The organism is Hoeflea marina, from assembly GCF_003182275.1.
In the GTDB taxonomy this organism is placed as follows: domain Bacteria; phylum Pseudomonadota; class Alphaproteobacteria; order Rhizobiales; family Rhizobiaceae; genus Hoeflea; species Hoeflea marina.
The window spans coordinates 325,555-350,506 of record NZ_QGTR01000003.1 but is presented as its reverse complement, the minus strand read 5'-3'; the positions used below and the strand labels follow the sequence as shown (position 1 = coordinate 350,506).

The 24,952-nt window shown below is 65.3% G+C and carries 22 protein-coding genes; 15 read left to right on the top strand and 7 right to left on the bottom strand.

Annotation, left to right across the window (positions count from 1 at the left end; genetic code table 11):
- Together DFR52_RS12895 and DFR52_RS12890 are read right to left on the bottom strand one after the other, a co-directional pair.
- The gene (locus tag DFR52_RS12895; RefSeq protein WP_110032378.1) at positions 1–810 is read right to left on the bottom strand and encodes a class II glutamine amidotransferase; all 810 of its coding nucleotides are present in this window, start codon (positions 808–810) and stop codon (positions 1–3) included.
- Between the two features lie 6 nt (positions 811–816).
- Entirely contained in the window at positions 817–1,032 is a 216-nt protein-coding gene (locus tag DFR52_RS12890) for a DUF6356 family protein (RefSeq protein WP_110032851.1), read from the bottom strand.
- A gap of 104 nt (positions 1,033–1,136) precedes the next feature.
- Here DFR52_RS12890 and DFR52_RS12885 point away from each other — a divergent pair, with 104 nt between their 5' ends.
- The 5 genes from DFR52_RS12885 to ggt all read left to right on the top strand — a co-directional run bounded on the left by DFR52_RS12885 (position 1,137) and on the right by ggt (position 7,193).
- Complete coding sequence (locus tag DFR52_RS12885) at positions 1,137–1,619, top strand: Lrp/AsnC family transcriptional regulator (RefSeq protein ID WP_110032377.1); 483 nt, start codon at positions 1,137–1,139, stop codon at positions 1,617–1,619.
- 174 nt (positions 1,620–1,793) lie between these two features.
- The gene (locus DFR52_RS12880; RefSeq protein WP_110032376.1) at positions 1,794–2,705 is read left to right on the top strand and encodes a pirin family protein; all 912 of its coding nucleotides are present in this window, start codon (positions 1,794–1,796) and stop codon (positions 2,703–2,705) included.
- Positions 2,706–2,869: 164 nt separating this feature from the next.
- Complete coding sequence (locus DFR52_RS24885) at positions 2,870–3,637, top strand: metalloregulator ArsR/SmtB family transcription factor (protein WP_110032375.1); 768 nt, start codon at positions 2,870–2,872, stop codon at positions 3,635–3,637.
- Between the two features lie 197 nt (positions 3,638–3,834).
- Positions 3,835–5,133: a PQQ-dependent sugar dehydrogenase gene (locus DFR52_RS12870; protein ID WP_110032374.1), complete on the top strand. Its 1,299-nt coding sequence runs from the start codon at positions 3,835–3,837 to the stop codon at positions 5,131–5,133.
- Positions 5,134–5,276: 143 nt separating this feature from the next.
- The gene (gene ggt / locus DFR52_RS12865) at positions 5,277–7,193 is read left to right on the top strand and encodes a gamma-glutamyltransferase (RefSeq protein ID WP_110032850.1); all 1,917 of its coding nucleotides are present in this window, start codon (positions 5,277–5,279) and stop codon (positions 7,191–7,193) included.
- A 172-nt stretch (positions 7,194–7,365) separates the two neighbouring features.
- Here the strand turns inward: ggt and DFR52_RS12860 are convergent, their stop codons facing one another.
- The gene (locus DFR52_RS12860) at positions 7,366–8,955 is read right to left on the bottom strand and encodes a peptide chain release factor 3 (protein ID WP_110032373.1); all 1,590 of its coding nucleotides are present in this window, start codon (positions 8,953–8,955) and stop codon (positions 7,366–7,368) included.
- Between the two features lie 92 nt (positions 8,956–9,047).
- On the opposite strand from DFR52_RS12860, the gene dut reads away from it, so the two are divergent.
- The 3 genes from dut (at position 9,048) to cysK (ending at position 11,598) form a co-directional block, all read left to right on the top strand.
- Positions 9,048–9,530: a dUTP diphosphatase gene (dut, locus tag DFR52_RS12855; RefSeq protein ID WP_110032372.1), complete on the top strand. Its 483-nt coding sequence runs from the start codon at positions 9,048–9,050 to the stop codon at positions 9,528–9,530.
- Complete coding sequence (locus DFR52_RS12850) at positions 9,527–10,471, top strand: proline racemase family protein (protein WP_110032371.1); 945 nt, start codon at positions 9,527–9,529, stop codon at positions 10,469–10,471. Before dut ends, DFR52_RS12850 begins: the two co-directional genes overlap by 4 nt.
- Positions 10,472–10,638: 167 nt before the next feature.
- Entirely contained in the window at positions 10,639–11,598 is a 960-nt protein-coding gene (gene cysK, locus DFR52_RS12845; RefSeq protein WP_110032370.1) for a cysteine synthase A, read from the top strand.
- A gap of 92 nt (positions 11,599–11,690) precedes the next feature.
- On the opposite strand, the gene DFR52_RS12840 is transcribed toward cysK, so the two are convergent.
- Entirely contained in the window at positions 11,691–12,449 is a 759-nt protein-coding gene (locus tag DFR52_RS12840) for an SDR family oxidoreductase (protein WP_110032369.1), read from the bottom strand.
- A gap of 957 nt (positions 12,450–13,406) precedes the next feature.
- Positions 13,407–14,939, bottom strand: coding sequence for a YifB family Mg chelatase-like AAA ATPase (locus DFR52_RS12835; protein WP_110032368.1), 1,533 nt, complete (start codon positions 14,937–14,939; stop codon positions 13,407–13,409).
- Between the two features lie 422 nt (positions 14,940–15,361).
- Here DFR52_RS12835 and DFR52_RS12830 point away from each other — a divergent pair, with 422 nt between their 5' ends.
- Positions 15,362–15,772 (top strand): MbcA/ParS/Xre antitoxin family protein, encoded by a 411-nt coding sequence (locus DFR52_RS12830; RefSeq protein WP_110032367.1) that lies wholly within the window; start codon positions 15,362–15,364, stop codon positions 15,770–15,772.
- Positions 15,766–16,464 carry an RES family NAD+ phosphorylase gene (locus DFR52_RS12825; protein ID WP_110032366.1) on the top strand — a complete coding sequence of 233 codons (699 nt, stop codon included), beginning with the start codon at positions 15,766–15,768 and terminating at the stop codon, positions 16,462–16,464. Before DFR52_RS12830 ends, DFR52_RS12825 begins: the two co-directional genes overlap by 7 nt.
- A 35-nt stretch (positions 16,465–16,499) precedes the next feature.
- Here the strand turns inward: DFR52_RS12825 and gshB are convergent, their stop codons facing one another.
- Entirely contained in the window at positions 16,500–17,447 is a 948-nt protein-coding gene (gene gshB, locus DFR52_RS12820; RefSeq protein ID WP_110032365.1) for a glutathione synthase, read from the bottom strand.
- A 111-nt stretch (positions 17,448–17,558) separates the two neighbouring features.
- Here gshB and DFR52_RS12815 point away from each other — a divergent pair, with 111 nt between their 5' ends.
- Complete coding sequence (locus DFR52_RS12815; RefSeq protein ID WP_146215610.1) at positions 17,559–17,774, top strand: hypothetical protein; 216 nt, start codon at positions 17,559–17,561, stop codon at positions 17,772–17,774.
- Here DFR52_RS12815 and DFR52_RS12810 read toward each other — a convergent pair whose 3' ends face one another.
- Positions 17,775–18,119, bottom strand: coding sequence for a hypothetical protein (locus DFR52_RS12810; protein ID WP_110032363.1), 345 nt, complete (start codon positions 18,117–18,119; stop codon positions 17,775–17,777).
- 691 nt (positions 18,120–18,810) lie between these two features.
- On the opposite strand from DFR52_RS12810, the gene DFR52_RS12805 reads away from it, so the two are divergent.
- The 4 genes from DFR52_RS12805 to DFR52_RS12790 are packed head-to-tail and all read left to right on the top strand — an operon-like array spanning position 18,811 to position 24,843.
- Positions 18,811–22,260, top strand: coding sequence for a response regulator (locus tag DFR52_RS12805; protein ID WP_110032362.1), 3,450 nt, complete (start codon positions 18,811–18,813; stop codon positions 22,258–22,260).
- Entirely contained in the window at positions 22,257–23,090 is an 834-nt protein-coding gene (locus tag DFR52_RS12800) for a CheR family methyltransferase (RefSeq protein ID WP_110032361.1), read from the top strand. Before DFR52_RS12805 ends, DFR52_RS12800 begins: the two co-directional genes overlap by 4 nt.
- The gene (locus DFR52_RS12795) at positions 23,087–23,659 is read left to right on the top strand and encodes a chemotaxis protein CheB (RefSeq protein WP_110032360.1); all 573 of its coding nucleotides are present in this window, start codon (positions 23,087–23,089) and stop codon (positions 23,657–23,659) included. The genes DFR52_RS12800 and DFR52_RS12795 overlap by 4 nt, the downstream gene beginning before the upstream one ends.
- Positions 23,656–24,843, top strand: coding sequence for a hybrid sensor histidine kinase/response regulator (locus DFR52_RS12790; RefSeq protein WP_110032359.1), 1,188 nt, complete (start codon positions 23,656–23,658; stop codon positions 24,841–24,843). Before DFR52_RS12795 ends, DFR52_RS12790 begins: the two co-directional genes overlap by 4 nt.
- Positions 24,844–24,952 lie beyond the last annotated feature (109 nt).

Below are 24,952 nucleotides of genomic sequence, written 5' to 3'. Positions count from 1 at the left end.
TCAGGCGACCGCGGCGATCTGCATCGCTTCCGTTTGCAGCGGTGAAAACCGTGCGGACGACATGCCGCCCGCCGTCAGCGTCACCATGCTGCCGGCCGGGATCTCGTGCCATTTGGCGTCCGCGTCCTGGAACGGCTCGGAGACCAGGCAATGACCGAGCCCGCCGCACATAGGAGCCGAATAGAGCGTCGGCGCGTGCGCGTCGGTGGCGTAGCGGATGGCATAGAGCGCCTCGCCGTCGGAAAAGGCGGCGGTGAACCGGATCAGTTCCTTGACCCCGGCACGGGCCGATTCGGCGAGCGCGAGGCGGATCGCCGCGGCGAAGGCAGCGGCGGGATTTTCGTCTAGTCCGAATTCCAGCGCAAGCAGAAACAAAAGCTCCGAATCCGTGCTGCCGTGCCGCGCCCGATAGTGCTTGTCGGACAGCGCCGCCTCCATCGGCCGGCGGATCTGCTCGAAGCCGGCGATCTGGCCGTTGTGCATGAAACTCCAGCGCCCCTGGACGAAGGGATGGCAGTTGTCGCGGCTGGTGGCGCCGCCGGTCGAGGCACGGACATGGGCCAGGAACAGCGGCGAGCGGATCTGGCGGGCGAGCGACTTGAGATTGCAGTCCGACCAGGCCGGCAGAACGTCGCGATACAGCCCCGGCTCTGGCCGCTCTCCGTACCAGGCAATGCCGAAGCCGTCGCCATTGGTGGCGGTCTTGGCGTGGGTGGCGCAATGGGACTGGTCGATCAGCGAATGACCGGGCGCCGAGACGATCTGCTCAAGATGAATCGGTGTTCCCCGATAGGCGGCCCAACGGCACATGGCGGTTCATTTGCTCCGGTTGTGCATCCGGTGATGCAGTTCGTTAATCATACGGCTTGCAGTTTTCTCAAAGGTAAACGGCAGAACCGAATGCGCGAGAGCCGCGAAGGCTGCCAGAAACAGCGTGCCGGAGAATTTGCCGGCAAAGGCCATATGCTCAAGATAGGTCTCGTCGACCGAGGACGGATGATCGGTGAACAGCGTGGTCAGGTTTTTCGGCATGGTGATTTCCTCTCCATTGGACAGGTCCATTGTGGCGCAGTCCGTGCGGATATCCGTCCCAAAGATCCTTTCAATTGCCGAAAAATTGGGATATATGTCTCGCCATGCACAAGATAGACGATATGGATGTTCGTATTCTCGGTCAATTGCAACGCGATGGCACCCTCTCCATCGATTCGCTGGCGGAGCGCGTGCATCTCTCGCGCAATGCCTGCTGGCGGAGGATGAAAAATCTCGAGGAGCGGGGTTTCATCCGCGAGCGGGTGGCGATCCTCGATGCCGAGGCCGCCGGCTGTGGCTTGTCGGTGTTCATCTTCGTGCGCACTGCCAACCACGACCCCGACTGGCTCGGTAAGTTCCGGGCTGCGGTCTCCGGCTTTCCGGAGATCGTCGGCGTCTACCGCACGTCGGGCGATCTCGATTACATTCTCCGCGCCCGGGTCTCCGGCGTGAAGGCCTATGACCGGCTCTACCAGCGGCTGATCGCCAAGGTGCCGCTGTCGGATGTCTCCGCATCCTTCGTCATGGAGGAAATCAAGGAGACCACGTCGATCCCGCTGTCAGAAATGGTTGGCGGCGCGGGCTGAGCGGGTGGGTGGAAACTGTTTCAGTTCCCCCTTGGTGAGTGGAGCGGCATCGGCCTGCCAACTGAACACATCGTTTCCTTTCGCGCTCTCGAATGCGCCCCGCTTCGCGGCTACATTGGCTGCAACACACCCACACCCGCCCGGGCGGAGAAATCCCGGCTGAGGAGACACACGATGTCCATTCGCCCCGTCAAGCATGAAAGCCGCGCCACACCCGCCATGGAGGGCGCCGGCGTCAAGCTGCACCGCGTCTTCGGCTTCGGCGACCCGTCGATGACCGATCCCTTCCTGATGATGGATGACTTCCGCAACAACGATCCGGCCGACTACATCAAGGGCTTTCCCTGGCATCCGCATCGCGGCATCGAGACCATCACCTATGTGCTGGCCGGCACCGTCGAGCACGGCGACAGCCTCGGCAACCGCGGCCTGCTCGGCGCCGGCGACGTGCAGTGGATGACCGCCGGCCGCGGCATCATGCACCAGGAAATGCCGAAGGGCGATTTCGCCGGCAAGATGCATGGCTTCCAGCTCTGGGCCAATCTGCCGTCGTCGCTGAAGATGACGGCGCCGCGCTACCAGGATGTGACCGCCAGGGACATTCCGGTGGTCATCGATGATGACGGCACAGCCGTGCGCGTCATAACCGGTGATTTCTGGGGCAAGTCGGGCCCTGTCGACGGCATCGCCGCCGAGCCGGTCTATCTCGACATCTCGGTACCGCCTGGCAAGCGCAAGACCATTCCGGTCGATACCTACCGGTCGGCCTTTGCCTACATCTTTGCCGGGTCCGGCTCGTTCCGCGATGCCTCCAGGCCCTTCGGCGTCAAGGTCGAGAAGGAATACCTGGGAGAGGAGCTCAACATCCGCGATCTGTCGGGCAACCGCACGCTGGTTGTCTTCGACACGGGCGACGAAATCACCGTGCAGGCGGGCGACGAGGGAATCCGCTTCCTTCTCGTCACCGGCAAGCCGATCCGGGAACCGGTCGCCTGGCACGGCCCGATCGTCATGAACACCCAGGAAGAGCTGATGGCTGCGATGAAGGAACTGCGCAACGGCACCTTCATCAGGCCGGAGCATTAGGCTGCCTGGTTTTATTGCTTGCCTCCGGTGCCGGGATTCGTCCCGGCATTTTCCTGCGCCACGGGCCGTCCGTTTGGCTGCCTTGGACACGCGCTTTGAAAAATGTTCACCCATATGGTTGACTAACTTGGTCTGCCGGTATATTCAACCACAAGGGTGAACAAATGGACGATGATGCTCTGTCACGAATTCTGAAGGCAGCCGGGGACACGACCCGGCGGCACATCCTGACGCTCCTTGTTCAGGAAGGAGCGTTGAGGGTGACAGCGCTTGCCACCCATTTCGACATGTCGCTGAACTCCGTCTCCAAGCACATCAAGGTGCTGGAGGAGGCGGGGCTGGTCACCCGCAGGACAATGGGCCGCGAGCATTTCATTGCCGCGGAGCTCGAACCGCTGAAGCTGACTGAGGGCTGGTTCGGACAACTCAAGTCGATCTGGGACCTGCGCCTTCGGGCGCTCGAAGATGCACTCGTTTCAAAGGATGAAGACATGGTTGAGCTTGACATGAAAGACCTGGAATTGACGGTAAGCCGCAGGATTCCGGCTCCCCGCAACAAGGTGTTTGACGCCTGGCTGTCTCCGGCGCTGCTGGCCAAATTCATGCGCCCCGACGGCAGCGGCAAGACCTCGAGAGTGAACAACGACCCGGTCAAGGGCGGCCGCTTCTCGATCGTCATGGCTACCGCCGACAAGGAGATCCCGCATGCGGGAACCTATCTGGAGATCAATCCGCATTCGCGGCTGGCCTTCACCTGGGAATCCCCGCATTCCCTCGATGACAGCGTGGTCACCATCGATTTTGCCGAGATCGATGCTGGCACAACCGAAATCACGCTGCATCAGGTGAAGTTCCGCTCCGAGCAGGCCCGCGACGGCCATATCGGCGGCTGGACGGCAATTCTCAAAGCCCTGGAAGAAATCTTCGGCTGATGGCGACAATGACCCCGGGCGTGACCTGACCGGTTGCGCCCGGCCTTTGCCGGTTATCATCCGGCGGGACATGCTGAGGGCTTCACGCGAAATCCAGCCCGTCCACGCTCTTTGCTTCGGCGCGCCAATCACGCTATCACCCGGGCCACAGGGCTGCTTGTGTCGCCGGGCGCCGTTCCAGTTGAAGGGATCCATCCATGTCTGCCATTTTTGCCCGTATCGTCGCCATCATCGGCGGCGTCATGATCCTGATGCGGCGCTGGGGCGTCAGCGCCGAGGCCCCGGCGGTCGGCGGTGCGCCGATCATTCCGGAAGCCAGGCCCCAGGGCATTCCGACGCTGAAGATGCCGACGGCGCGCGGCTGGAAGGACGGCCACACGCCGACTGCGGCGCCCGGCCTCAAGGTCAATGCCTTTGCGGCCGGCCTCAAGCATCCGCGCTGGATCCATGTGCTGCCCAATGGCGACGTGCTCACCGCCGAAGCGCTGGGCGTTCCGGGCGGGCGCATCAAGACACCCTTCGATTACGCCATCTACTCGACCATGAAACGCGCCGCCGCCGTCGGCAACAGCCCCAACCGCATCACGTTGCTGCGCGATACAGATGGCGATGGCGTTGCCGAAACCCGGCATGTCTTCATGGACAGCCTGAACCATCCCTTCGGCATGGCGATGCTTGACGGCACTTTTTATGTCGGTGCGACCGACGGGATCTCGTCCTATCCCTATGTCGACGGCGCCACGCGGATCGATGCGCCGGGCCGCAAGCTCGTCGACTTCAAGCCGGCCGGTCACTGGACCCGCAGCCTGCTGCCGAGCCCCGACGGCTCGAAACTCTATTGCGGCGTCGGCTCGCTCTCCAACATCGGCGACAACGGCTTCGAAGCAGAAGAAGGCCGCGCCGCCATCTACGAACTCGATATCGCCACCGGCGAGAGCCGCATCTTCGCTGGCGGCCTGCGCAATCCGGTCGGCATGGCCTGGGAGCCTTCGACGGGCTCGCTGTGGACCGTGGTCAACGAGCGCGACGGCCTCGGCGACGAGACCCCGCCCGACTATCTCACCTCGGTCAAGGACGGCGGCTTCTACGGCTGGCCGTTCTGCTACTGGGGCCAGACGGTCGATGACCGCGTCGAGCAGAATCCCGCGCTTGTTGCGACCGCCATCCGCCCCGATTATGCGCTGGGCGGCCACACCGCCTCGCTCGGCCTTTGCTGGCTGCCCGCCGGCACCCTGCCTGGCTTCCCCGACGGCATGGTCATAGGACAGCACGGCTCCTGGAACCGCTCGACGCTCGCCGGCTACAAGGTCATCTTCGTGCCCTTCGAGAACGGCCGGCCGTCGGGCCCGCCGCGTGACATTCTGAGTGGGTTCCTGGCCCCGGACGAGAAGGTCTCCTATGGACGTCCCGTTGGCGTCACCATCGGACCGGACAACTCGCTGCTGGTGGCCGATGATGTCGGCGATGTGATCTGGCGCGTCACCGGCGCGGCCTGAAAGCCGGGGCGAAAGCCGGCAGTGACATGGCCGGGCCGCCGGCACGCCTCGCATGCGGTGGCGCCGGCATGCGGCCCCGGCACTGGCCTCCTGCGCAAATCCGTTGCAGGATCGGGCAACCGATGATGAACGGAGACAATGTCATGCGCCGTCTGCTTCTTGCCGCAGTCCTCGTCCTTGCGCTCCCCGCCCTGGCTTCTGCCCAGCAGGCTGCCGACACGGTCGCGCCGGAGGGGGCGACGCCATCCTTCGCCATCCGGCCCGACGCGGTGGCGCCCAGGCCGATCGTCGACCCGGCCATCCCGGCAGCGCCCGGCACCGAGACGCAGCGCTCCGGCGACCGGGACGCGGCCATGACCCCCAATGCGGCGGCGCCGAGCCCAGAGGTCGAGGCAGCGCTTGCGGCCAAGGCGGCCGGCGTCCCCGTGGAGGCCGACCGCTGGATGATCGCCGCGGCCAATCCCCTGGCCGCCGAGGCGGGCGCCGCCGTGCTGCGCTCGGGCGGTTCGGCGGCCGATGCCCTGGTCGCGGTCCAGGCCGTGCTGGGCCTGGTCGAGCCGCAGTCCTCGGGTCTCGGCGGTGGCGCCTTCCTGGTCTGGTTCGATGCCGCCACGGGGCGCATCGAAACGCTCGACGGTCGGGAGACGGCGCCGATGGCCGCCACCCCGACCCTGTTCCAGGACGCGGCCGGCGAGCCGCTCCAGTTCTACGACGCCGTCGTCGGCGGCCGGTCCGTCGGCACGCCGGGCACGCCGCTGCTGCTCGAGACTGCCCATCGCAAGTGGGGCAGGGCCAATTGGGCCGACCTGTTCGACGATGCCATCCGGCTCGCCGAGACCGGCTTCGAGGTCTCGCCGCGCATGGCCGCTGCGATCGCCGGGGACGCCGAGCGGATCGGCCGTTATCCGGCCGCGCGGGAGTACTTCCTGCCGGGAGGCGCACCGCTTGCGGCCGGCGCCTGGCTGCGGAATCCCGACTACGCCGCCGCGCTGCGCCGACTGGCAGCCGACGGTGCCCGTGTCTTCTACGAGGGAGAGATGGCACAGGACATCGTCGCAGCGGTCCGCACCGCCGCCGGCAATCCCGGCGTGCTCTCGCTTGCCGATCTCGCCGGCTACAGGGTCAGGCAGAGGCCCCCGGTCTGCGTGCATTACCGCATCTACGATGTCTGCGGCATGGGGCCGCCGTCGTCGGGCGGTCTGACCGTCGGGCAGATCCTCAAGATGATCGAGCCGCATGACATCGCGGCGCTGGGCCCGGAGAGTCCGGAGGCCTGGCGCCTGATCGGCGACGCGTCGCGACTGGCCTTCGCCGATCGCGGCCGCTACATGGCCGATACCGACTTCGTGCCGATGCCGGTCAAGGGCCTGGTCGATCCCGCCTATCTCGCCGCACGCTCGGTGCTGCTCGGCGGCGACCGTGCCCTGACCACCGTCGAGCCCGGCATGCCGCCATTCGACCACGCGATGCTTGCCGATGATCGGTCCATCGAACTGCCCTCGACCAGCCACATCGTCATCGTCGATGCCGCCGGCAATGCTCTGTCGATGACCACGACCATCGAGAACAGCTTCGGCTCGCGGCTGATGACGCACGGATTTCTGCTCAACAATGAACTGACCGATTTCTCCTTTCGCACACACGAGAATGGCGTGCCGATCGCCAACCGGGTCGAGCCCGGCAAGCGGCCGCGCTCGTCGATGGCGCCGACCATCCTGCTCAAGGACGGCAGGCCGGTCCTCGTCATCGGCTCGCCTGGTGGCAGTTCGATCATCGGTTATATGGCGCAGGCCCTCATCGGCTTCATCGACTGGGACATGGATGTGCAGCAGACGGTGTCCCAGCCCCACGCGCTCAACCGCTTCGGGACCTTCGAGCTGGAGGCGGGCACGCAGGCCGCAACCCTCCAGCTGCCGCTCGAGGCGATGGGTTTCACAGTGCAGGTGACGGAACTGAATTCCGGGCTGCAGGCCATAGCCATCGGCGAGGGCAGGGACGGCCGCCCGCGCCTCACCGGCGGCGCCGACCCCCGCCGCGAGGGCATCGCGCTGGGCGAATAGCGCGGCAGTCGGCAGGGGACCCAGCCGGAGAGGACCCGCCGCCTCCCGGCACGCCGCCGGTCGGGCGGCCTTAGAGCGCTTCTGCCTTTCATTGAATCGCTGACGCGCTCTAAGTTCCTGATTTGTCGTATTGTCCTACGACGAAGTGAAATTCACTTCGTCTGGAAATGCTCTAGGCGGCGTTGGCGACCTGGTATTCCTTGATCGCCACCATCTTGATCTGCTTCCAGCGGCTGGCCTCGTAATTGAGCGAGAAGCCGTCGGCGGCGAGGAACACAGGGTCGCCGTCGAGATCGCGGGCGATATCGCCGCGGTGGGTGGAGATGAAGCGTTCGAGCTCGGCATTGTCGTCGGCCGAAATCCAGCGGCAGACCGAAAAACGGGCGAGATCGAAGCTCACCGGCAGCGTGTATTCGCCCGACAGCCGTTCTTTCAAGACATCGAGCTGCAGTGCGCCGACCACGCCGACGATCGCCGGCGAGCCGTCCTCAGGCGAGAACAGCTGCACCACGCCCTCCTCGGCCATCTGCTGCAGCGCCTCCTTGAGCTTCTTGGCCTTCATCGCGTCCTCGAGCTTGACCCGGCGCAGGATTTCCGGCGCGAAGTTCGGTACCCCCTGGAACACCAGCTGCTCGCCCTCGGTCAGCGTGTCGCCGATGCGGAGCGTGCCGTGATTGGGAATGCCGACCACGTCGCCGGCATAGGCCGTGTCTGCAAGCTGGCGCTGCGAGGCGAAGAAGAACTGCGGCGCCGACAGGCCCATCGGTTTGCCGGTGCGCGCCAGCCGTGCCTTCATGCCGCGCTCGAGCTTGCCCGAACAGACCCGGACAAAGGCGATGCGGTCGCGGTGGTTGGGATCCATGTTGGCCTGGATCTTGAAGACGAAGGCGGTCATCTTCTCGTCGGTGGCTTCCACCGTCCGGATGTCGGCCACCTGGGCGCGGGGCTGCGGCGCCAGCGAGCCGAGCGCATTGATCAGGTCGCGGACGCCGAAATTCCTCAGCGCCGAGCCGAAATAGACCGGGGTGAGATGGCCTTCGAGGAAGGCGGTGCGGTCGAACGGCTTGCAGGCTTCCACCGCCAGGCCGCATTCCTCGATGAAGGTGGCCCGCTCGTTTTCCGGCAGGCGGCCGGCGGCGAGGTCGGATTCCGGCCCGTTGACCTTGGTGGTCTTGGTCTCGGTGTCGGAGCCGCGCACCGCGTTTTCGGCGAGATGGTAGGTGCCGCAGAAGGACTTGCCCTGGCCGATCGGCCAGGTCATCGGCGCGGTGTCGAGCGCCAGCTTCTGCTCCACCTCGTCGAGGATCTCGAACGGGTTGCGCGCCTCGCGGTCCATCTTGTTGACGAAGGTGATGATCGGGATGTCGCGGAGCCGGCAGACCTCGAACAGTTTCAGCGTCCGTGGCTCGATACCCTTGGCGGCATCAATCACCATCACAGCGGCATCCACTGCGGTCAGCGTCCGGTAGGTGTCGTCGGCGAAGTCCTCGTGGCCCGGCGTGTCCAGCAGGTTGAACACGCGGTCATTGTACTCGAAGGTCATCACCGAGGTGACAACCGAAATGCCGCGCTCGCGCTCGATCTTCATCCAGTCCGACCGGGTCTGGATCTTGTCCTTCTTGGCCTTGACCACGCCGGCGAGCTGGATGGCGCCGCCGAAGAGCAGCAGCTTCTCGGTCAGCGTCGTCTTGCCGGCATCCGGATGCGAGATGATGGCAAAGGTTCTGCGGCGGGCGACGGCCTCGGCGATCGTTTCGGACATCTTCTGGAATTCCTGTTGATTGCGGCACCTTCTAGCGGCTTGCCGCCCGGCATGCAATTGACCTTGGCCCCGCAGGGGTAAATGCTCGGCCGATGACCGCATCGCTACATACCGTCGCCGCCGCTCCCGTGCTCGGCCTCATCCAGCTGCCGCATGGCGCTGGCCTGGCCCTGCCTGCCTATGAAACCGAGGGTGCCGCCGGCATGGATCTGCGCGCCGCGGTGTCCGAGGGCGAGCCGCTGATGCTGGCGCCGGGGGCCCGGGTATTGGTGCCGACCGGGCTGATCATGGAGATCCCGCACGGTTTCGAGGGCCAGATCCGCCCGCGCTCCGGCCTGGCTGCGAAGGCCGGCATCACCTGTCTCAACACGCCGGGCACGATCGACTCAGACTATCGCGGCGAGGTGAAGGTGATCCTGATCAATCTCGGCGAGGCGCCCTTCGAGATCAGCCGCGGCCTGCGCATCGCCCAGATGGTGATTGCGCCGGTGACCCAGGCACGCATCGAGCTGAGATCGGCGGCGGGCGAGACCGTGCGCGGCGCCGGCGGTTTCGGCTCGACGGGAACCGGATGAGCCGCCCGCTCACCGTCATCGACATGCACACCGCCGGCGAGCCTCTCCGGATCGTCACCGGCGGCTACCCGGATCTGCCCAAGGGAACAATTCTGGAAAAGCGCGCCTATGTGCGCGACCATCTCGACCATCTCAGGCAGATCCTGATGTTCGAGCCGCGCGGTCATCAGGACATGTATGGGGCGCTGCTGGTCGAGCCCGACCTGCCGGGCGCCGATCTCGCCGTGCTGTTCATGCACAACGAGGGCTATTCCACCATGTGCGGCCACGCCGTCATCGCGCTCGGCCGCTATGCGGTGGACGAGGGCCTCGTCGAGGCCGGCGGGACGACCACGGTCGTCAAGATCGAATGCCCCTGCGGCATGGTGACGGCCGAGGTGGCGATGCGCGAGGGCAGGGCCGCGGAGGTGAGCTTCGAGAGCGTGCCGTCCTTCCTGTTTGCCCGCGAGCGGGTGCTGGACCTGCAGCCTTGGGGGAAAATCACGTTCGACATCGCCTATGGCGGCGCCTTCTATGCGCTCGCCGATGCGCGCCAGTTCGGCCTGAAATTCGGACGCGACCCGGCGCACGCCTTCGTCGAGGCCGCCGACCGGCTGACCAAGGCGGCAGCCGCGGCGGTGCCGCTCAGCCATCCCGATGCCGAGGACCTGGCCTTCCTCTATGGCTCCATCCTTACCGACGGCCGCCACGCCTTCTCGGCAGAGCCCACCCGCAATGTCTGCGTCTTTGCCGAGCGCCAGGTCGATCGCTCCCCGACGGGATCCGGCGTTACCGCACGGTTGGCGGCCATGCATGCCAGAGGCCAGATTGCCGAGGGGCAGGAGCGGCTGTTCGAGAGCATCATCGGCACCCGCTTCGCCGGCCGCGCCTTCTACTCCGGCAGGGCCGAATTCACTTTCGAAGCGGATGACCCGCTGGCGGGCGGCTTTCTGGTCCGCTGACGCGGCACGTCACGGTTGTCGGAAAGGTTGCCGATTGGAAATATATTTCCTTAGATAGGATTATTGCGAACTCAGATTTCGGCGGCTCGCCGATCGTGCACCCGTTTTGCCTCGCCCACGTCATCTTGCAGGTCTAGAGTGACGCCAGCAATTCAGAGGAGAAGACCATGACAGAGACCCCCGGCCGCGGCCGCATCTACGATTCCATCCTCGACACCATCGGCAACACGCCGATCATCCGGCTTGGCAAGCTCGCCGCCGAATACGGCGTCAAGGCAGACCTGTTGGCAAAGCTTGAATTCTTCAACCCGATCTCGTCCGTCAAGGACCGCATCGGTCTAGCCATGATCGAGGCGATGGAAGCCGATGGCAGAATCAAGCCGGGCGAATCAGTGCTCATCGAGCCGACATCGGGCAACACCGGGATCGCGCTCGCCTTCGCCGCCGCCGCCAAGGGCTATCGGCTGATCCTGACAATGCCCGAGACCATGTCGGTCGAGCGCCGCAAGATGCTGGCGCTGCTCGGCGCCGAGCTTGTGCTGACCGAAGGCCCCAAGGGCATGAAGGGCGCCATCGCCAGGGCCGAGGAACTGGCCGCAGAGACGCCGGGCGGCGTCATTCCGCAGCAGTTCGAGAACCCCGCCAATCCGGAGATCCACCGCAAGACCACCGCCGAGGAAATCTGGAACGATACCAAGGGCGGCGTCGACATCTTTGTCTCCGGCATCGGCACCGGCGGCACCATCACCGGCGTCGGCCAGGTGCTGAAGGCGCGCAAGCCCGGCGTGCATGTCGTGGCCGTGGAGCCTGCGGATTCGCCGGTCCTGTCGGGCGGCAATCCCGGCCCGCACAAGATCCAGGGTATCGGCGCCGGCTTCGCGCCCGCCATTCTCGACACCAAGATCTACGACGAGGTGGTGCAGGTGACCAATGACGAGGCCTTCGCCATGGCCCGCAAGGTGGCGCGGCTCGAGGGCGTGCCGGTCGGCATTTCATCGGGCGCGGCGCTGCAGGCAGCGATAAAGATCGGCCAACGCGATGAGAATGCCGGCAAGACCATCGTCGTCATCATCCCCTCCTTTGCCGAGCGCTATCTCTCCACCGCTCTGTTCGAGGGCCTCGGCTGAGCCGGCGGCCTTCCGAAGGCTCCGACCGGGCCGCCCCGGGAAGCCTTCACCGGACTGCCCACCGGGCCGCCGGGGGGGCTATCGGGCCGACGCTACAGCAGCCGCACCGACATGCCGCCATCAACGATCATCGGGCTGCCGGTCATGAACTGCGACCGGTCCGACAGCAGGAACAGCGCCGCCTGGGCAATTTCGTCGGCCGCCGCCATGCGCTTGACCGGGTGCAGGCCGGCGATGAAGTCGAGCGCCTCCTGGTTTCCCTCCCCACCCGCAGGCGTGATCGTCCCGCCGGGCATGAGGGCGTTGATCCGGATGCCATCCGCGGCGTGGTCCGCCGCCAAGGACTGCACCAGCCCGTTGAGCCCGGCCTTGGATGCCGCATAGGCCGCCATTCCCGGCAGGCCGCCATTGCTGAAGCCCACGAACGAGGAGGTGAAGACGATGGAGCCGAAGCCCTGCCTCTTCATGGCGGCTATCTGCGACCTGGCCGCCCAGAAAGCGCTGGTCAGATTGACGGCGATGACCTGATCCCAGTTCTCGATCGGCATGTCCGGGAGAGCCACCATGTCGCCGACGATTCCGACATTGTTGAAAGCACCATCGAGGCATCCGAAGCTGTCGATGGCCAATTGCGTCAGCGCCCCGGCATAGGAGCCGTCGACAGCATCACCCGCCAAGCAGACGGCTTTTCCGCCTTTACCGCCGATCTCATCGACCAGTCTGCGCAGCTCCCGTGCTCGCCGCGCCCCGAGCACCACATTTGCGCCTTCGGCCGCAAACAGCCTCGCCGCTGCCGCTCCGATGCCGCTGCTGGCGCCGGTGATGACGATCGTCTTGTCTGAAAGTTCCATGTCAGGCTCCTGGGTCACGATGCAGCCTGTCTAAGGGATCGGCGCGACGCGAGGCCACCCGATTCCCGCCGGTCGCTCGGCGGCGGCCTGACGCGGACTTACCTCCGCCGGCTAAGGGGCCCCAAGCCGGCGCTTCCAACCGCATGGTTGCGATCCGCTGGGTGGCGACCCGCCACCCGCAGCGGCGCTGGTGCGGATCCTGCGGCTTGCAGCCTGCCTGCAGCCTTTCCGCCCCAACCGATGATGCCGATCTCATAACCGCTGCTCCAGGGGCGCGGCCACCGAAGTTCCCTCTCACCGGGATCGCGTCGGCAGTGCCGCCGCCACTGCGTGATCCTCATCGTCCACTGCGCGAGCTGCACATCGGACGGGGTACATCAGACCAGTGCGCCCTGCCGTTTCCGTCCGCGCCGCTGCCGTCGGCGCCGGGCCCGCCGCTTGCGCCGCCGCGCCGCCGCCCTGCCGGGGACACCGGGTGTCCGGGCGGTGCCCCTGCCGGGTTGCGCGGCCCTGTCCGTTTCCGGGTCGATCTGCCCGAGCGGCTCCGCCGTCCCGGCCCGCCCTGGCAGTGTGGAGCCTCCGGGTGCTACCTTGCCGCGACGGGCGGCGCGGATCGCGTCGAGACGCGCGCGGCGGTACCGGTTCAGGTGGCGGCGATTGCGTCGCCGATCTGCGCGTTTCATCGACATGCGCCCCCAACAGCCAGTGCCCAACCATCTTCCCCTCGCCACTCACCGCTCAACCGACGCGACAGGCTTGCCTGGCCTCGGGCTGCTCGCGCATTCCCGGCCTATCAGCGCCACCTCGTCATCCCCGGCCCTGCGGCGACAAGGCCGGCCGACCGATGGTCGCGCAGGGTGTGCGCCGTCGGATTGCCTGGCGGCCAAGCCGATGGCGATCATGCCGTCCGCCGGCAGCGCTCTGCCGCCATTCCGATGGTCACGCCGACCCGCCCGCTCAAGCCGCCACAGCGAAGCGCTCGGTGGTGATGCGGTAGGAGATGGCTTCCGCGAGATGGATGCGGCCCACCGCCTCCGCGCCGTCCAGATCGGCCAGTGTGCGCGCCACCTTGAGGATGCGGTGATAGGCTCGCGCCGAGAACTTCATCTTCTCCGCCGCGTCCCTGAGCAGCGCCAGGCCGCCCGCATCGGGGATTGCGACCTCCTCGACCAACGCCGTGGGGCATTGCGAATTGGTGCGGATGTCGGGTCGGCCCGCCGCCCGGTAGCGCTCGGTCTGGATGCGCCGGGCGCGCGCCACGCGGGCCGCCACTTCGGCGCTGGTCTCTGACGCCTGCGGCCTGATCAGGTCGCCGGCCGACACCGCCGGCACGTCGATTCGGATGTCGATCCGGTCCATCAGCGGTCCGGAGATCCGCCCCTGATATTCGCTTTGGCAGCGCTGGCCGCGGGCGCAGCTGTGCCCGGGCTCACCGGCCATGCCGCAGCGGCAGGGATTCATCGCCGCCACCAGCTGGATACTGGCGGGATAGGAGACGCGGTGGTTGGCGCGCGCAATGACGCTCTCGCCGTTCTCCAGCGGCTGCCGCAGCGAATCGAGCACGGCGGGCGGGAATTCGGGAAACTCGTCGAGAAACAGCACGCCGTTGTGGGCCAGCGAGACTTCGCCCGGCCGTGCGCGCAGGCCGCCGCCGACCATCGCGGCCATCGAGGCGGAGTGGTGCGGGGCGCGGAACGGCCGCCGGTCCGAAAGCTTGCCCCCGGCCAGGTGGCCGGCAATGGAGTGGATCATCGACACTTCAAGCAGTTCCGCCGGCGACAGCGGCGGCAGGATCGACGGAAGCCGGGCGGCGAGCATCGACTTGCCGGAGCCGGGAGGTCCGATCATCAGAAGATTGTGGCCGCCGGCGGCGGACACCTCCAGCGCCCGCTTTGCGCTCTCCTGGCCCTTGATGTCGGCCATGTCCGGCTGGTTGGCGCCCGCGGCACGCATGGCGGGCTTCGGCCGCGAGAGCACCTGGGTGCCGCGGAAATGGTTGGCGATGGCAATCAGCGAGCGCGGCGCCAGAATCTCGATTTCCTCGCCCGCCCAGGCCGCTTCGGGGCCACTCTCCGCCGGGCAGATCAGCCCCTTGCCGAGCGCGTTGGCGCCGATGGCCGCCGGCAGCGCCCCGGCGACGGCGGCAATGGTGCCGTCGAGCGAGAGTTCACCCAGCACCACGAAGCCGCTCAAGGCATCGCCCGGAATCGCCCCCAGCACGGCCATCAGGCCGAGCGCGATGGGAAGGTCGAAATGGCTGCCCTCCTTGGGCAGGTCGGCCGGCGCCAGATTGACGGTGATGCGTTTGGCCGGAAGGGTCAGCCCGGAAGCGTGCAGCGCCGCCTGCACGCGCTCGCGGCTCTCGGCCACCGCCTTGTCGGGCAGGCCGACAATCTGCATGTTGACCTTGCCAGGCGCCACCATCACCTGGACGTCGATCGGCACCGCGTCGATGCCATGGAATGCCACCGTGTTGACCCGTGCCACCATGTGCCTGTCCCTCCAACCTGCAGGAACCGCGCGGCCCGTCACCGCCCGTCTTCCGCGATCAGGCAATAATGCATGAAACGAAGAATAAAACAAGAACAGAGAGGCAACAAACAATCGCCGGCGTGAAGTCGAGGCGGGCCGATGGGCCGGTGGGCGCGGATAAACAAGCGCCACTGTCGCCGGCGCCGGCACGGTGCGGACCTCGATGCGCCGCACCGAGCACAGTGCGGGCAGCGCCAGTGGGGCCCGGGGACGGCATTTGCGGTGACCGACTCTTGCACCGGCATTTTACCCCGGATTCAGGCGATCCATCTGCCGGGTGCGGTCGGTGGCCCGCTGGCGCCACGCTGACAGAGCGGATCCGGTTTCAAGTATTGCCATTTGGCAGATTTATCTTATATTATTGCCAAAAGGAGAATGAGTTGCAGCTCCAGCCCGTCATCGCGACCCCGACACAGGCCGATTCCGCCATCACCGAAGCGGAGGCGGGCGCGCTCGCCCGCACCGTCGTCAATCTGTTCAGGGCGTGGGCGCTGTCCGACGCCGAGGCCTGCACTTTGCTCGGCGGCATGTCGCCGCGCACCTGGGCGCGCTGGAAGGACGGCGGCTTCGGCCGCATCGACCGCGATCTGCGCATGCGGATGGCGCATATGATCGGCATTCACAAGGGACTGCGCTATCTGTTCCGGCAGCCGGCCCGCGGCTATGACTGGATCCGCAAGCGCAATGCCGCCTTCGGCGGCCTGTCGGCGCTGGAGCTGATGCTGCGCGGCGAAGTGTCTGACCTTGCCGCGCTCCGCGAATGGATCGATGCCGAGCGCGGCGCATGGTGAGCGGGCTGGCGGCCCGCCGGCGCGTGAACTGGCCGCGGACCTACCGCATCATCCGGTCCATCTTCCCGCCCATCAATCTGTTCGAGGATATCGCCGACCCGCGCGACTGGGAAGCGCTGGCCGCCGTCGAGGCCAAGACCAATCCGCGCATCCGGCTTGAAATGGGGGATCTCGGCAAGGTGCCCTCGGCACGGCGGGTTTCCGGTCCCGGCGCCAGCCTGGTGATGGCGCCCTTCGTGCATTGCTCCCGGCTGCGGCCCAGCCGCTTCAGCGACGGCAGCTACGGGGTCTACTATGCCGGCGACAGCGAGGACGTGGCGCTGGCCGAGACCGTCCACCATCACCAGAATTTCATGCGCGCCACCGCCGAGGCACCGGGCTGGACCGCGGATTTCCGCGTGCTGGCAGGCAGCGTCGACCGCGATCTCGATGATGTCGGCGCAGTGCCGGGCGCGCTCGAGCCGGACGATTACGCCAGCTCCCAGGCGGAGGGCGCGGCCTTGCGGGCGGCGGGCAGCGACGGCCTGACCTGGCCGAGCGTACGCATGCCGGGCGGCCTGTGCGTCGGCGTCTTCTGGCCGGACGTCGTTCCCGTGCCGGTCCAGGGCCGACACTACAGCTACCACTGGGATGGCAACCGCGTCGATTACGTCCGCCAGCACGACACCGGACTGGTGCTGGCGGTGAACTGAGGCCCGGCGACAGGCGGAGCCAGCCCGGTCCGGTCTCAGCCGCGCTTTGCTTCCACCGCGTCCCAGAACAGCGAGGCGATATCGGCGCCGCCGAACTTTTTCACCTCGCGGATGCCGGTGGGTGAAGTGACGTTGATCTCGGTCATCTTGTCGCCGATGATGTCGATGCCGACCAGGATGAAGCCGCGCTCCTTCAGCGCCGGGCCGATGCGTGCGCAGATCTCCTCCTCGCGCGGGGTCAGCTCCGAATGCTCGGCGCGGCCGCCCACATGCATGTTGGAGCGCGAATCGTGCTCGGCGGGCACCCGGTTGATGGCGCCCACCGGCTTGCCGTCGATGAGGATGATGCGCTTGTCGCCGAGGCGGACGGCGGAAAGGTATTCCTGGGCTATGAACGGCTCGCGGTACATCTGCGCGAACATTTCCAGAAGCGAGGTCATGTTGCGGTCGTCGGGCTTGATGTGGAAGACGCCGGCGCCGCCATTGCCGTAGAGCGGCTTGAGGATCATGTCTCCCAGTTCGGCGCGGAAGGCGGCGATGGCCTTCGGATCGCGGCTGATGAGCGTCTTCGGCATCAGGTCGGGGAAGTCGGTGACGAAGATCTTCTCCGGCGAATTGCGCACCCAGGCCGGGTCGTTGACCACCAGAGTCTTCGGATGGATGCGCTCGAGCAGATGCGTCGAGGTGATGTAGGCCATGTCAAAGGGCGGGTCCTGGCGCAGCAGCACCACATCCATGGTCGACAGGTCGATCTTCTCCTGTGGGCCGAGTTCGAAATGATCGCCCTTGACGTCGCGCAGGATCATCGGCTCGGCCACCGCCTCGATGCGGCCGTCGCGCATCGACAGTTGCTGCGGCGTGTAGTGGAACAGATTGTAGCCGCGCGCCTGCGCCTCCAGTGACATGGCGAAGGTCGAATCGCCCTCGATGCTGATGCCGGACACATGGTCCATCTGCACCGCCACATTCCTGATCTTAGCCATCTCCGTCTCCGCCGTTCGGTTGGAGTCGCACATAAGGATGCCGGGGGGATGATTGCAACGGGGGAGATGGGGATTTCAGGGGACGGGTCGCCGACGAGGCGTCAGACGGTGTTGAGCGGAGGTGATGGACCGCAAGCGGGGCTCCGGCCGGGCGCAGCGCATGTTCGCAGCGGGGCCGTCATCACCATCGACGCCGAGGCGGGCACCATGGCGCCTGAGCCGGGCGACGAGGGCCTTCCGGCCGGTGCCATCTGCGCCGGACAGAACAAACGGCAGGTCACCGCAGGCCACCTGCCGGAGGATGGTCGCGCGCTGGCGCGGGCCTGATCAGAAATCGATCTCGAGCCCGTCTTCGCAGAAATCGAATTTGGCGGGTTCCGATTCGCTGCCGTCCGCATAGCTGGCTTTCACCCACTGCGTGCAGCTCTCGTTGTTTGTGCTCTGGTCCCACAGGAGATTGACAGTGGAGCCCGGCTTGATGCCGCTGCCAATGTCGAAATAGCCCCAATCACTCTTGTTTTCGGACACCAGGACCTCGGTGATGGCCGAATCGGTCGTGTTGGTGGCTGTGAAGGAGAACTCGTCGGCGTGGGCGGAAGTGGCGATCATGCCGATTGCCGCGATACTGAAAGAGAGGGTAACAAAAGCGATGCGTGCGCTGTTGAAAGTCATGTTCTGTCCTCGGACGAGTATGAGTGCTGCAGCGAATCTTCTGGCACTATCCGTATGCAAAGTCGACGCAAATGATTGCCCCGGATGTTTCCGGGCGGGCTCGCGACCTGGGCGCCACGCAGTGCCCCGCAGTGCATTGCGAGCGTGGGTCGGTTCGATTATCTTCCGGGCCATCCCCGGCCTGCAATCCGCCGTCATCCGGAACGACATCGTGACCGGCGCGGAGCGCCGATCACCCGTCCCTTCGCGGCTGAACGGGCAACCGCGTGCGGGAGCGGCGCAATCGATGCTGCAGCCGTCAGCTCCGCCCATGGCGGACCGCCGGATGCGCCATATCGCAAGAGCGGGATGGTTTGCGACATTCAGGCAAGGTGCGACCTTGCCATTCGGGTTGTGCTCTTGCTATCTAGCAACCACCTCTGATGTTCGATGGCGCTGCCAAAACAGCGGTTTGCCCCACCACTTGGGCCGGGTCAGTGCTGCAAAGGGCTGTAAGAAGATGCGGATCGGAAAATCAGCCATGGAGGCCGTTGAGGACAGACGGCTTTCCGATGTCGCGCACTCCACGCAAGGGGGCAGATTTCGCCTTTTCCGCAGGCTGGTCAATACCGAAGGGGAGCAGTAACAGTTGCTCCTGCAGTTGACGTCCAGCCGCGCCGCCATCCGGTAACAACAGATCCAAGTGATTGACATGCACAGAAGAACCTCTGCCCTCGGTAACAAGACTGCGCTCGGACTGGAACCGGCCGTCCTGATCGGACTCGGGGTCGCGCTCGTGTTCTTCATCCTGAGCACGACGGTGGCGGTGTACACCACCCAGTTGCTTCGGGTGAGCAATGCAAGCGTCGTCCAGACCCACAAGATCATCGTCGCGATCGACCTGCTGTTGCTCGACGTGCAGGACGCGGAGACGGGGCAAAGGGGTTATCTGCTGACCGGCGAGGAGGAGTATCTCGAGCCCTATCGCCGGGCGCTCTCCCAGGTGCAGAACCGATTGAGGGCTGTCGACGAGCTGATCGCAGGCGAAACCTCGCAGCAAGGGCGTCTGGAGCAGTTGCGCGGTTACATCGATTCCAAGTTGAACGAGATGGACGAGACCCTGAGGATCTACCGCGAGCAGGGGCGCAGCGCGGCGCTGGCTCTTGTTGCATCGGATCGCGGCAAAACCGACATGGACAGCATCCGCGATGTCGTAGACCAGCTCCGCGACGCTGAAACCGCCGAGCGGACCGTGCGCGTCGCGGAGATGAACGACGCCTACAAGGTCGCTTTCCTCACCAGCCTCGTGTCGGGTGCCCTCAGCGTAGTTCTGACACTGGTCATAGGCGCGCTGATGCGCAAGGCGACGCTGGCGCGGCGAAGCGAACAGTGGCTGAGGGACGGCCAGGTCGGTTTGGCGACCGCCGTTTCCGGAGACCAGTCGCTCGAGGAGCTGGGCGAAAATATCCTGAGCTTCCTGACGAGCTATCTCGGAGCTGTTGCCGGAGCCCTCTACACCGAGAGCGAAGGCAGGTATGTGCGCACCGCGGCTCACGGCGTACCCTCCGATGTCGCGCTTCCTGCGCATTTCGGCCGGACCGACAGCCTGTTCGGCCACGTCCTCAGGGATCACCGGCCCATCGTCGTCGGCGAGGTCCCCGACGGCTACATCAGTTTCGGATCGAGTTTGGGCCAGAACAAGCCCAGCTATCTCACCCTGGCGCCGGCGATCGTTGAAGGTGAAGTAAAGGGTCTTTTCGAACTCGGCTTCCTGTCCTCTGTGGGCGATCAGGTCCTCGTTCTTCTCGAACAGGTTTCCGGGGCGATCGCAGTTGCCATACGGTCGGCCGAGTTTCGGGCGCGGCTCCAGACACTCCTCGAAGAAACGCAACGGCAATCGGGGGAGCTGCAGCTGCAGGGAGAGGAGCTGCGGGTTTCCAACGAGGAACTGGAGGAGCAGAGCCGGGCGCTGAAGGAATCCCAGGGCCGTCTCGAGCAGCAGCAGGCGGAGCTCGAGCAGACCAATTCCCAGCTCGAGGAGCAGGCGCAGGAACTGGAGCAACAGCGGGACTATCTCGAGCGGGCAAACGAGGCAACGATGCTCAAGGCGAGGGAAGTCGAGCAGGCCAGCCGCTACAAGTCGGACTTCCTTGCCAATATGTCGCACGAACTGCGCACTCCGCTGAATTCGTCTCTCATTCTCGCGAAACTGCTGGCGGACAACGCGGATGAGAACCTGACGCCGGAGCAGGTCAAGTTCGCCCAGACGATCCAGTCGTCGGGCAATGACCTGCTCAACCTGATCAACGATATCCTGGACCTGTCGAAGATCGAGGCGGGCCATGTCGAGATACACCCCGAACCGGTATCGGTCGAGCGCATGCTGGGCTCGCTGCGCCATCTCTTCGAGCCGCTGACCGCCAACAAGGGACTGGAGTTGTCGCTTACGGCCTCGGCCGATGCGCCGGCAGTCATCCAGACCGATCCGCAGAGGCTGGAGCAGGTCCTCAAGAACCTTCTGGCCAACGCCATCAAGTTCACCGAGACCGGCAGTGTCGCGCTCGCCGTCCGCGCCCATGGGGAAGCCCAGTTGGCAATCTCGGTGAAGGACACCGGGATCGGCATTGCCGAAGACCATCAGAAACGCATCTTCGACGCCTTTCACCAGGCCGACAGCACGATCAGCCGCCGGTTCGGCGGCACAGGCCTGGGCCTCTCCATCTCGCGCGAGCTGGTAAGGTTGCTGGGAGGAACGTTGCAGCTGGAGAGCAGTTCGTCCGCCGGCAGCACCTTCACCGTCGTCATTCCGCAGGTCTTCACGGCTTCGCTCGCCCGCAAGCCGGCTCCGGACCCGGCCGCGCTGCCCGCCGCGCCGGCACCGCTCGCCGCTCAGCCGCAGGCGCAGGCGCGTCCGTCGCCGCAGCTGGCGGTTCCGGGAATCGTCGAGGACGACCGTTTCCTGGCTGGCGAACAGGCGCGCAAGCTTCTCATCGTCGAGGATGACGCGTCCTTTGCCACGATCCTGCGGGACGTGGCGCGCGAGCTGAAATTCCGCGCCCTGGTGGCCGGAACCGCACAGGAAGCGCTTGAAATGGCGATCCAGTTCGTCCCGCATGCAATCGTGCTGGACGTGGGGCTTCCCGACCAGTCCGGTCTTTCGGTGCTCGACCGCCTCAAGCGCGACGTGCGCACGCGTCACATTCCGATCCACATCCTCTCCGCGGAGGATTACGCGGATCGCGCCCTGTCACTGGGAGCCGTCGGCTACGCCCTCAAGCCGGTGGACCGGGATCAGCTTGTCGGCATGCTGGAGACGCTGGAAGCAAAGGTTTCCCAGAATGTGCGCCGCGTGCTGATCGTGGAGGACAATGCGGTGCAGCGCGAGGCCGTGTCCCGCCTGATTGCGTCGCACGATGTCGAGACCATCGGCGCAGGCACGGCGGGCGAATGCCTCGCCTTGCTGAAGGAGCAGACCTTCGACTGCATGGTGCTTGATCTGTCCCTGCCGGATGCGTCCGGCTTTGCGCTGCTCGAAACCATCAGCCAGGATGGCGCGCATTCGTTCCCGCCGGTCATTGTCTACACCGGACGCGTCCTGTCCGGCGAAGAGGAACAGAAGCTCCGCCGTTACTCCAGGTCGATCATCATCAAGGGCGCCAAGTCGCCCGAACGTCTCCTGGACGAGGTGACCCTTTTCCTGCACCAGGTCGTCTCGGAACTGCCGGAAGAGCAGCAGATGATGATCCGCAAGGCTCGAAACCGCGATGCGCTGCTGGAAGGACGCCGCATTCTCGTCGTCGAAGACGATGTCCGCAATGTCTATGCCCTGACCAACATTCTCGAGCCGCGCGGGGCGATCATCGAAATCGCCCGGAACGGGGAGGAAGCGCTTGCCAAGCTTGAGCAGTCGCTCAGCGCGCCGGAAGGGCGTATCGATCTGGTGCTGATGGATGTGATGATGCCGGTAATGGACGGACTGACCGCCACGCGCCACATCCGGAAGAACTCCGCCTGGGCCAAGCTTCCCGTCATTGCACTGACCGCCAAGGCGATGCCGGACGATCAGCGGCGCTGCATCGAGGCGGGTGCAAACGACTATATGGCAAAGCCGCTCGACGTCGAGAAGCTTCTGTCCCTGGTGCGCGTCTGGATTCCGCAATGATCGACACGTACGAGAAGGTCGAGGACATCGAGATCCGCCTGCTGCTCGAGGCGCTTTATCACCGCTATCACTACGATTTTCGCAACTACGCGATGTCGTCGATCCGGCGGCGGCTGCGCCAGGCGCGCGAGCAGCTGGGCTTCTCGACGATTTCGGCCATGCAGGAGCATGTTCTTCATGATCCGGACATGTTGCCGCGGATGCTGCGCTACCTGACCGTCCAGGTCAGCGAGATGTTTCGGGATCCATCCTATTTCCTGGCGATAAGGCAGAAGGTGGTGCCGCATCTGCGCACCTACCCGTCCCTCAAGATCTGGGTTGCCGGATGCAGCGCCGGCGAAGAGCTCTACTCCCTCGTCATCCTGTTCCGGGAAGAGGGGCTGGAAGAACGGACCCTGTTCTACGCGACGGATATCAACCCGGATGCCCTGGCCCAGGCGGAGACCGGCGTCTACGACATCGAGCGCGTCCGTCTCTTCACCGAGAACCACCGGCAGGCCGGAGGAAAGTCCTCCCTGTCCGACTATTACACCACCGCCTACAATCGCTGTGCGCTGGACAAGAGCCTCCGCCGCAATGTGGTCTTCTCCGATCACAGCCTGGTCACCGACCAGGTGTTCGGTGAGATGCAGTTTGTCTCCTGCAGGAACGTGATGATCTATTTCGACCGGCCGTTGCAGGACCGGGCTATCGGTCTGTTCCGGGATTCCCTCCCCCACAACGGCTTTCTGGGCCTCGGCGCCAAGGAGACGCTGCGCTTTTCCACCCATGCGGACAGCTTCCGCGAATTCGTGCGTGAGGAAAAGATCTACCAGAGGACCCGGGCATGAGCAAAACGCCGGAAGGGGCAGTGATCATCGGCGCGTCGGCCGGTGCGCTCGAGGCGCTGTCCTCTATTCTGCCGGCACTTCCCGCCGGCTATCCCTTTCCGATCTTTGTCATCGTGCACCTGCCACCCAAGAAGCGCAGTGTGCTGGCCGAGATTTTCAATGAAAAATGCCGCCTTCGGGCCATAGAGGCCGAAGACAAGGAACCCGTCGAACCCGGCGTGATCTACTTCGCGCCGCCCAACTATCACCTGCTGCTGGAGGGCCGATCCAGCATCGCGCTCTCCAACGAGGAGGAGGTGTTGTTTTCACGTCCCTCCATCGATGTGGCCTTTGAGAGCGCTGCGGAAGCCTGGGGCGATCGTCTGACCGGCATCGTGCTGACCGGCGCCAACCATGATGGCGCCCGGGGCCTGCAGGCCATCGAAAACTCCGGCGGCACCGCCATCGTCCAGGACCCTTCGACCGCTTTTGCAAGGACCATGCCGGATGCAGCCATCCTGGCATGCCCCAAAGCCCGCATTCTTGCGCTGCCTGAAATCCCATCCTACCTGTCGAGCAACTTCAAATGACAACGCCCGTCAAATTTCTTCTCGTTGACGATCTCTCCGAGAACCTCCTGTCTCTCGAGGCACTGCTGCGCCGCGATGACCTCACGCTGCTGATGGCAAGGTCTGGCGACGAAGCCCTCGAACTCCTGCTGCACCATGACGTCGCCCTGGCGCTGATCGATGTGCAGATGCCGGGACTCAATGGTTTCGAGCTCGCCGAGCTCATGCGCGGCAACGAGCGAACGCGCCGGATCCCGATCATCTTCGTGACAGCGGGGAGCCATAGCGCCGAGCGTCGTTTCCAGGGCTACGAGGCAGGTGCGGTCGACTTCATCCAGAAGCCGATCGAGGCCGACATCCTCCGCAGCAAGGCGGAGGTGTTTGTCGAGATTTACCGCCAGCGCCAGATGATCGCCGAGCAGCGAGACATCCTGCAGGAACAGGCGCAGGCCCTGCAACTGGCCGACACGCGGAAAAACGAGTTCCTTGCCATTCTCGTCCACGAATTGCGCAACCCGCTTGCCGCCCTGCATGGCGGCATGAAGCTGCTCTTCCGCAGGCCCGATTCCGAGAAGGCTGAGCAGATCAGCGGCCTGATGCAGGAGCAGATGTCGCACATCATCCGGCTGGTCGATGATCTCCTCGACATTTCACGGATCACGCAGGGCAAGATCAATCTGTCAAAAAGTCTGTTCGACCTCAAGGCCGCCGTCTCCATAGCCCTGGAAATGACGAGGGCGACGATCGAGGAAAAGCAGCACACGGTCGAGCTCACCGCGCCGGAGAAGCCCTGCGAAGTCTGGGCCGACCGGGTGCGCATAACCCAATGCGTTTCAAACCTGCTTAACAATGCTGCCAAGTACACGCCGAGCGGTGGCCGTATCCAGGTCTCTGTCGAGGTGCTGGAAAAAACCTACCGCGTCGCTGTGGCCGACAATGGGCTGGGCCTGTCGCCCGAGGGGTCAAAGGCGATCTTCCGGATGTTCGAGCAGATCGAAGAGCATCGCCATCACGCCCACGGCGGGCTTGGGATCGGTCTTGCTCTCGTCAAGCAGCTCATGGAACTGCACGGCGGCGATGTCGCCGTCTGGAGCGACGGCCCGGGCAGAGGCAGCGTGTTCGCGCTGGAAATACCCAGGGGCAGCCCGCCGGATCACGATCTCCCGCCGGTAACGGTCCTTTCGGCTGAAACCCTGGAGGGGTAGGTCGCCGGCCGGCCCGGCAATGCATGATCGATGCCGCTGCGCAGGCTCGGGCGGGCCGCCGTTCAGCTTTCTGCCGGGGCTGAGGCCCCTTTTCCCTCGCCAGCCCGCT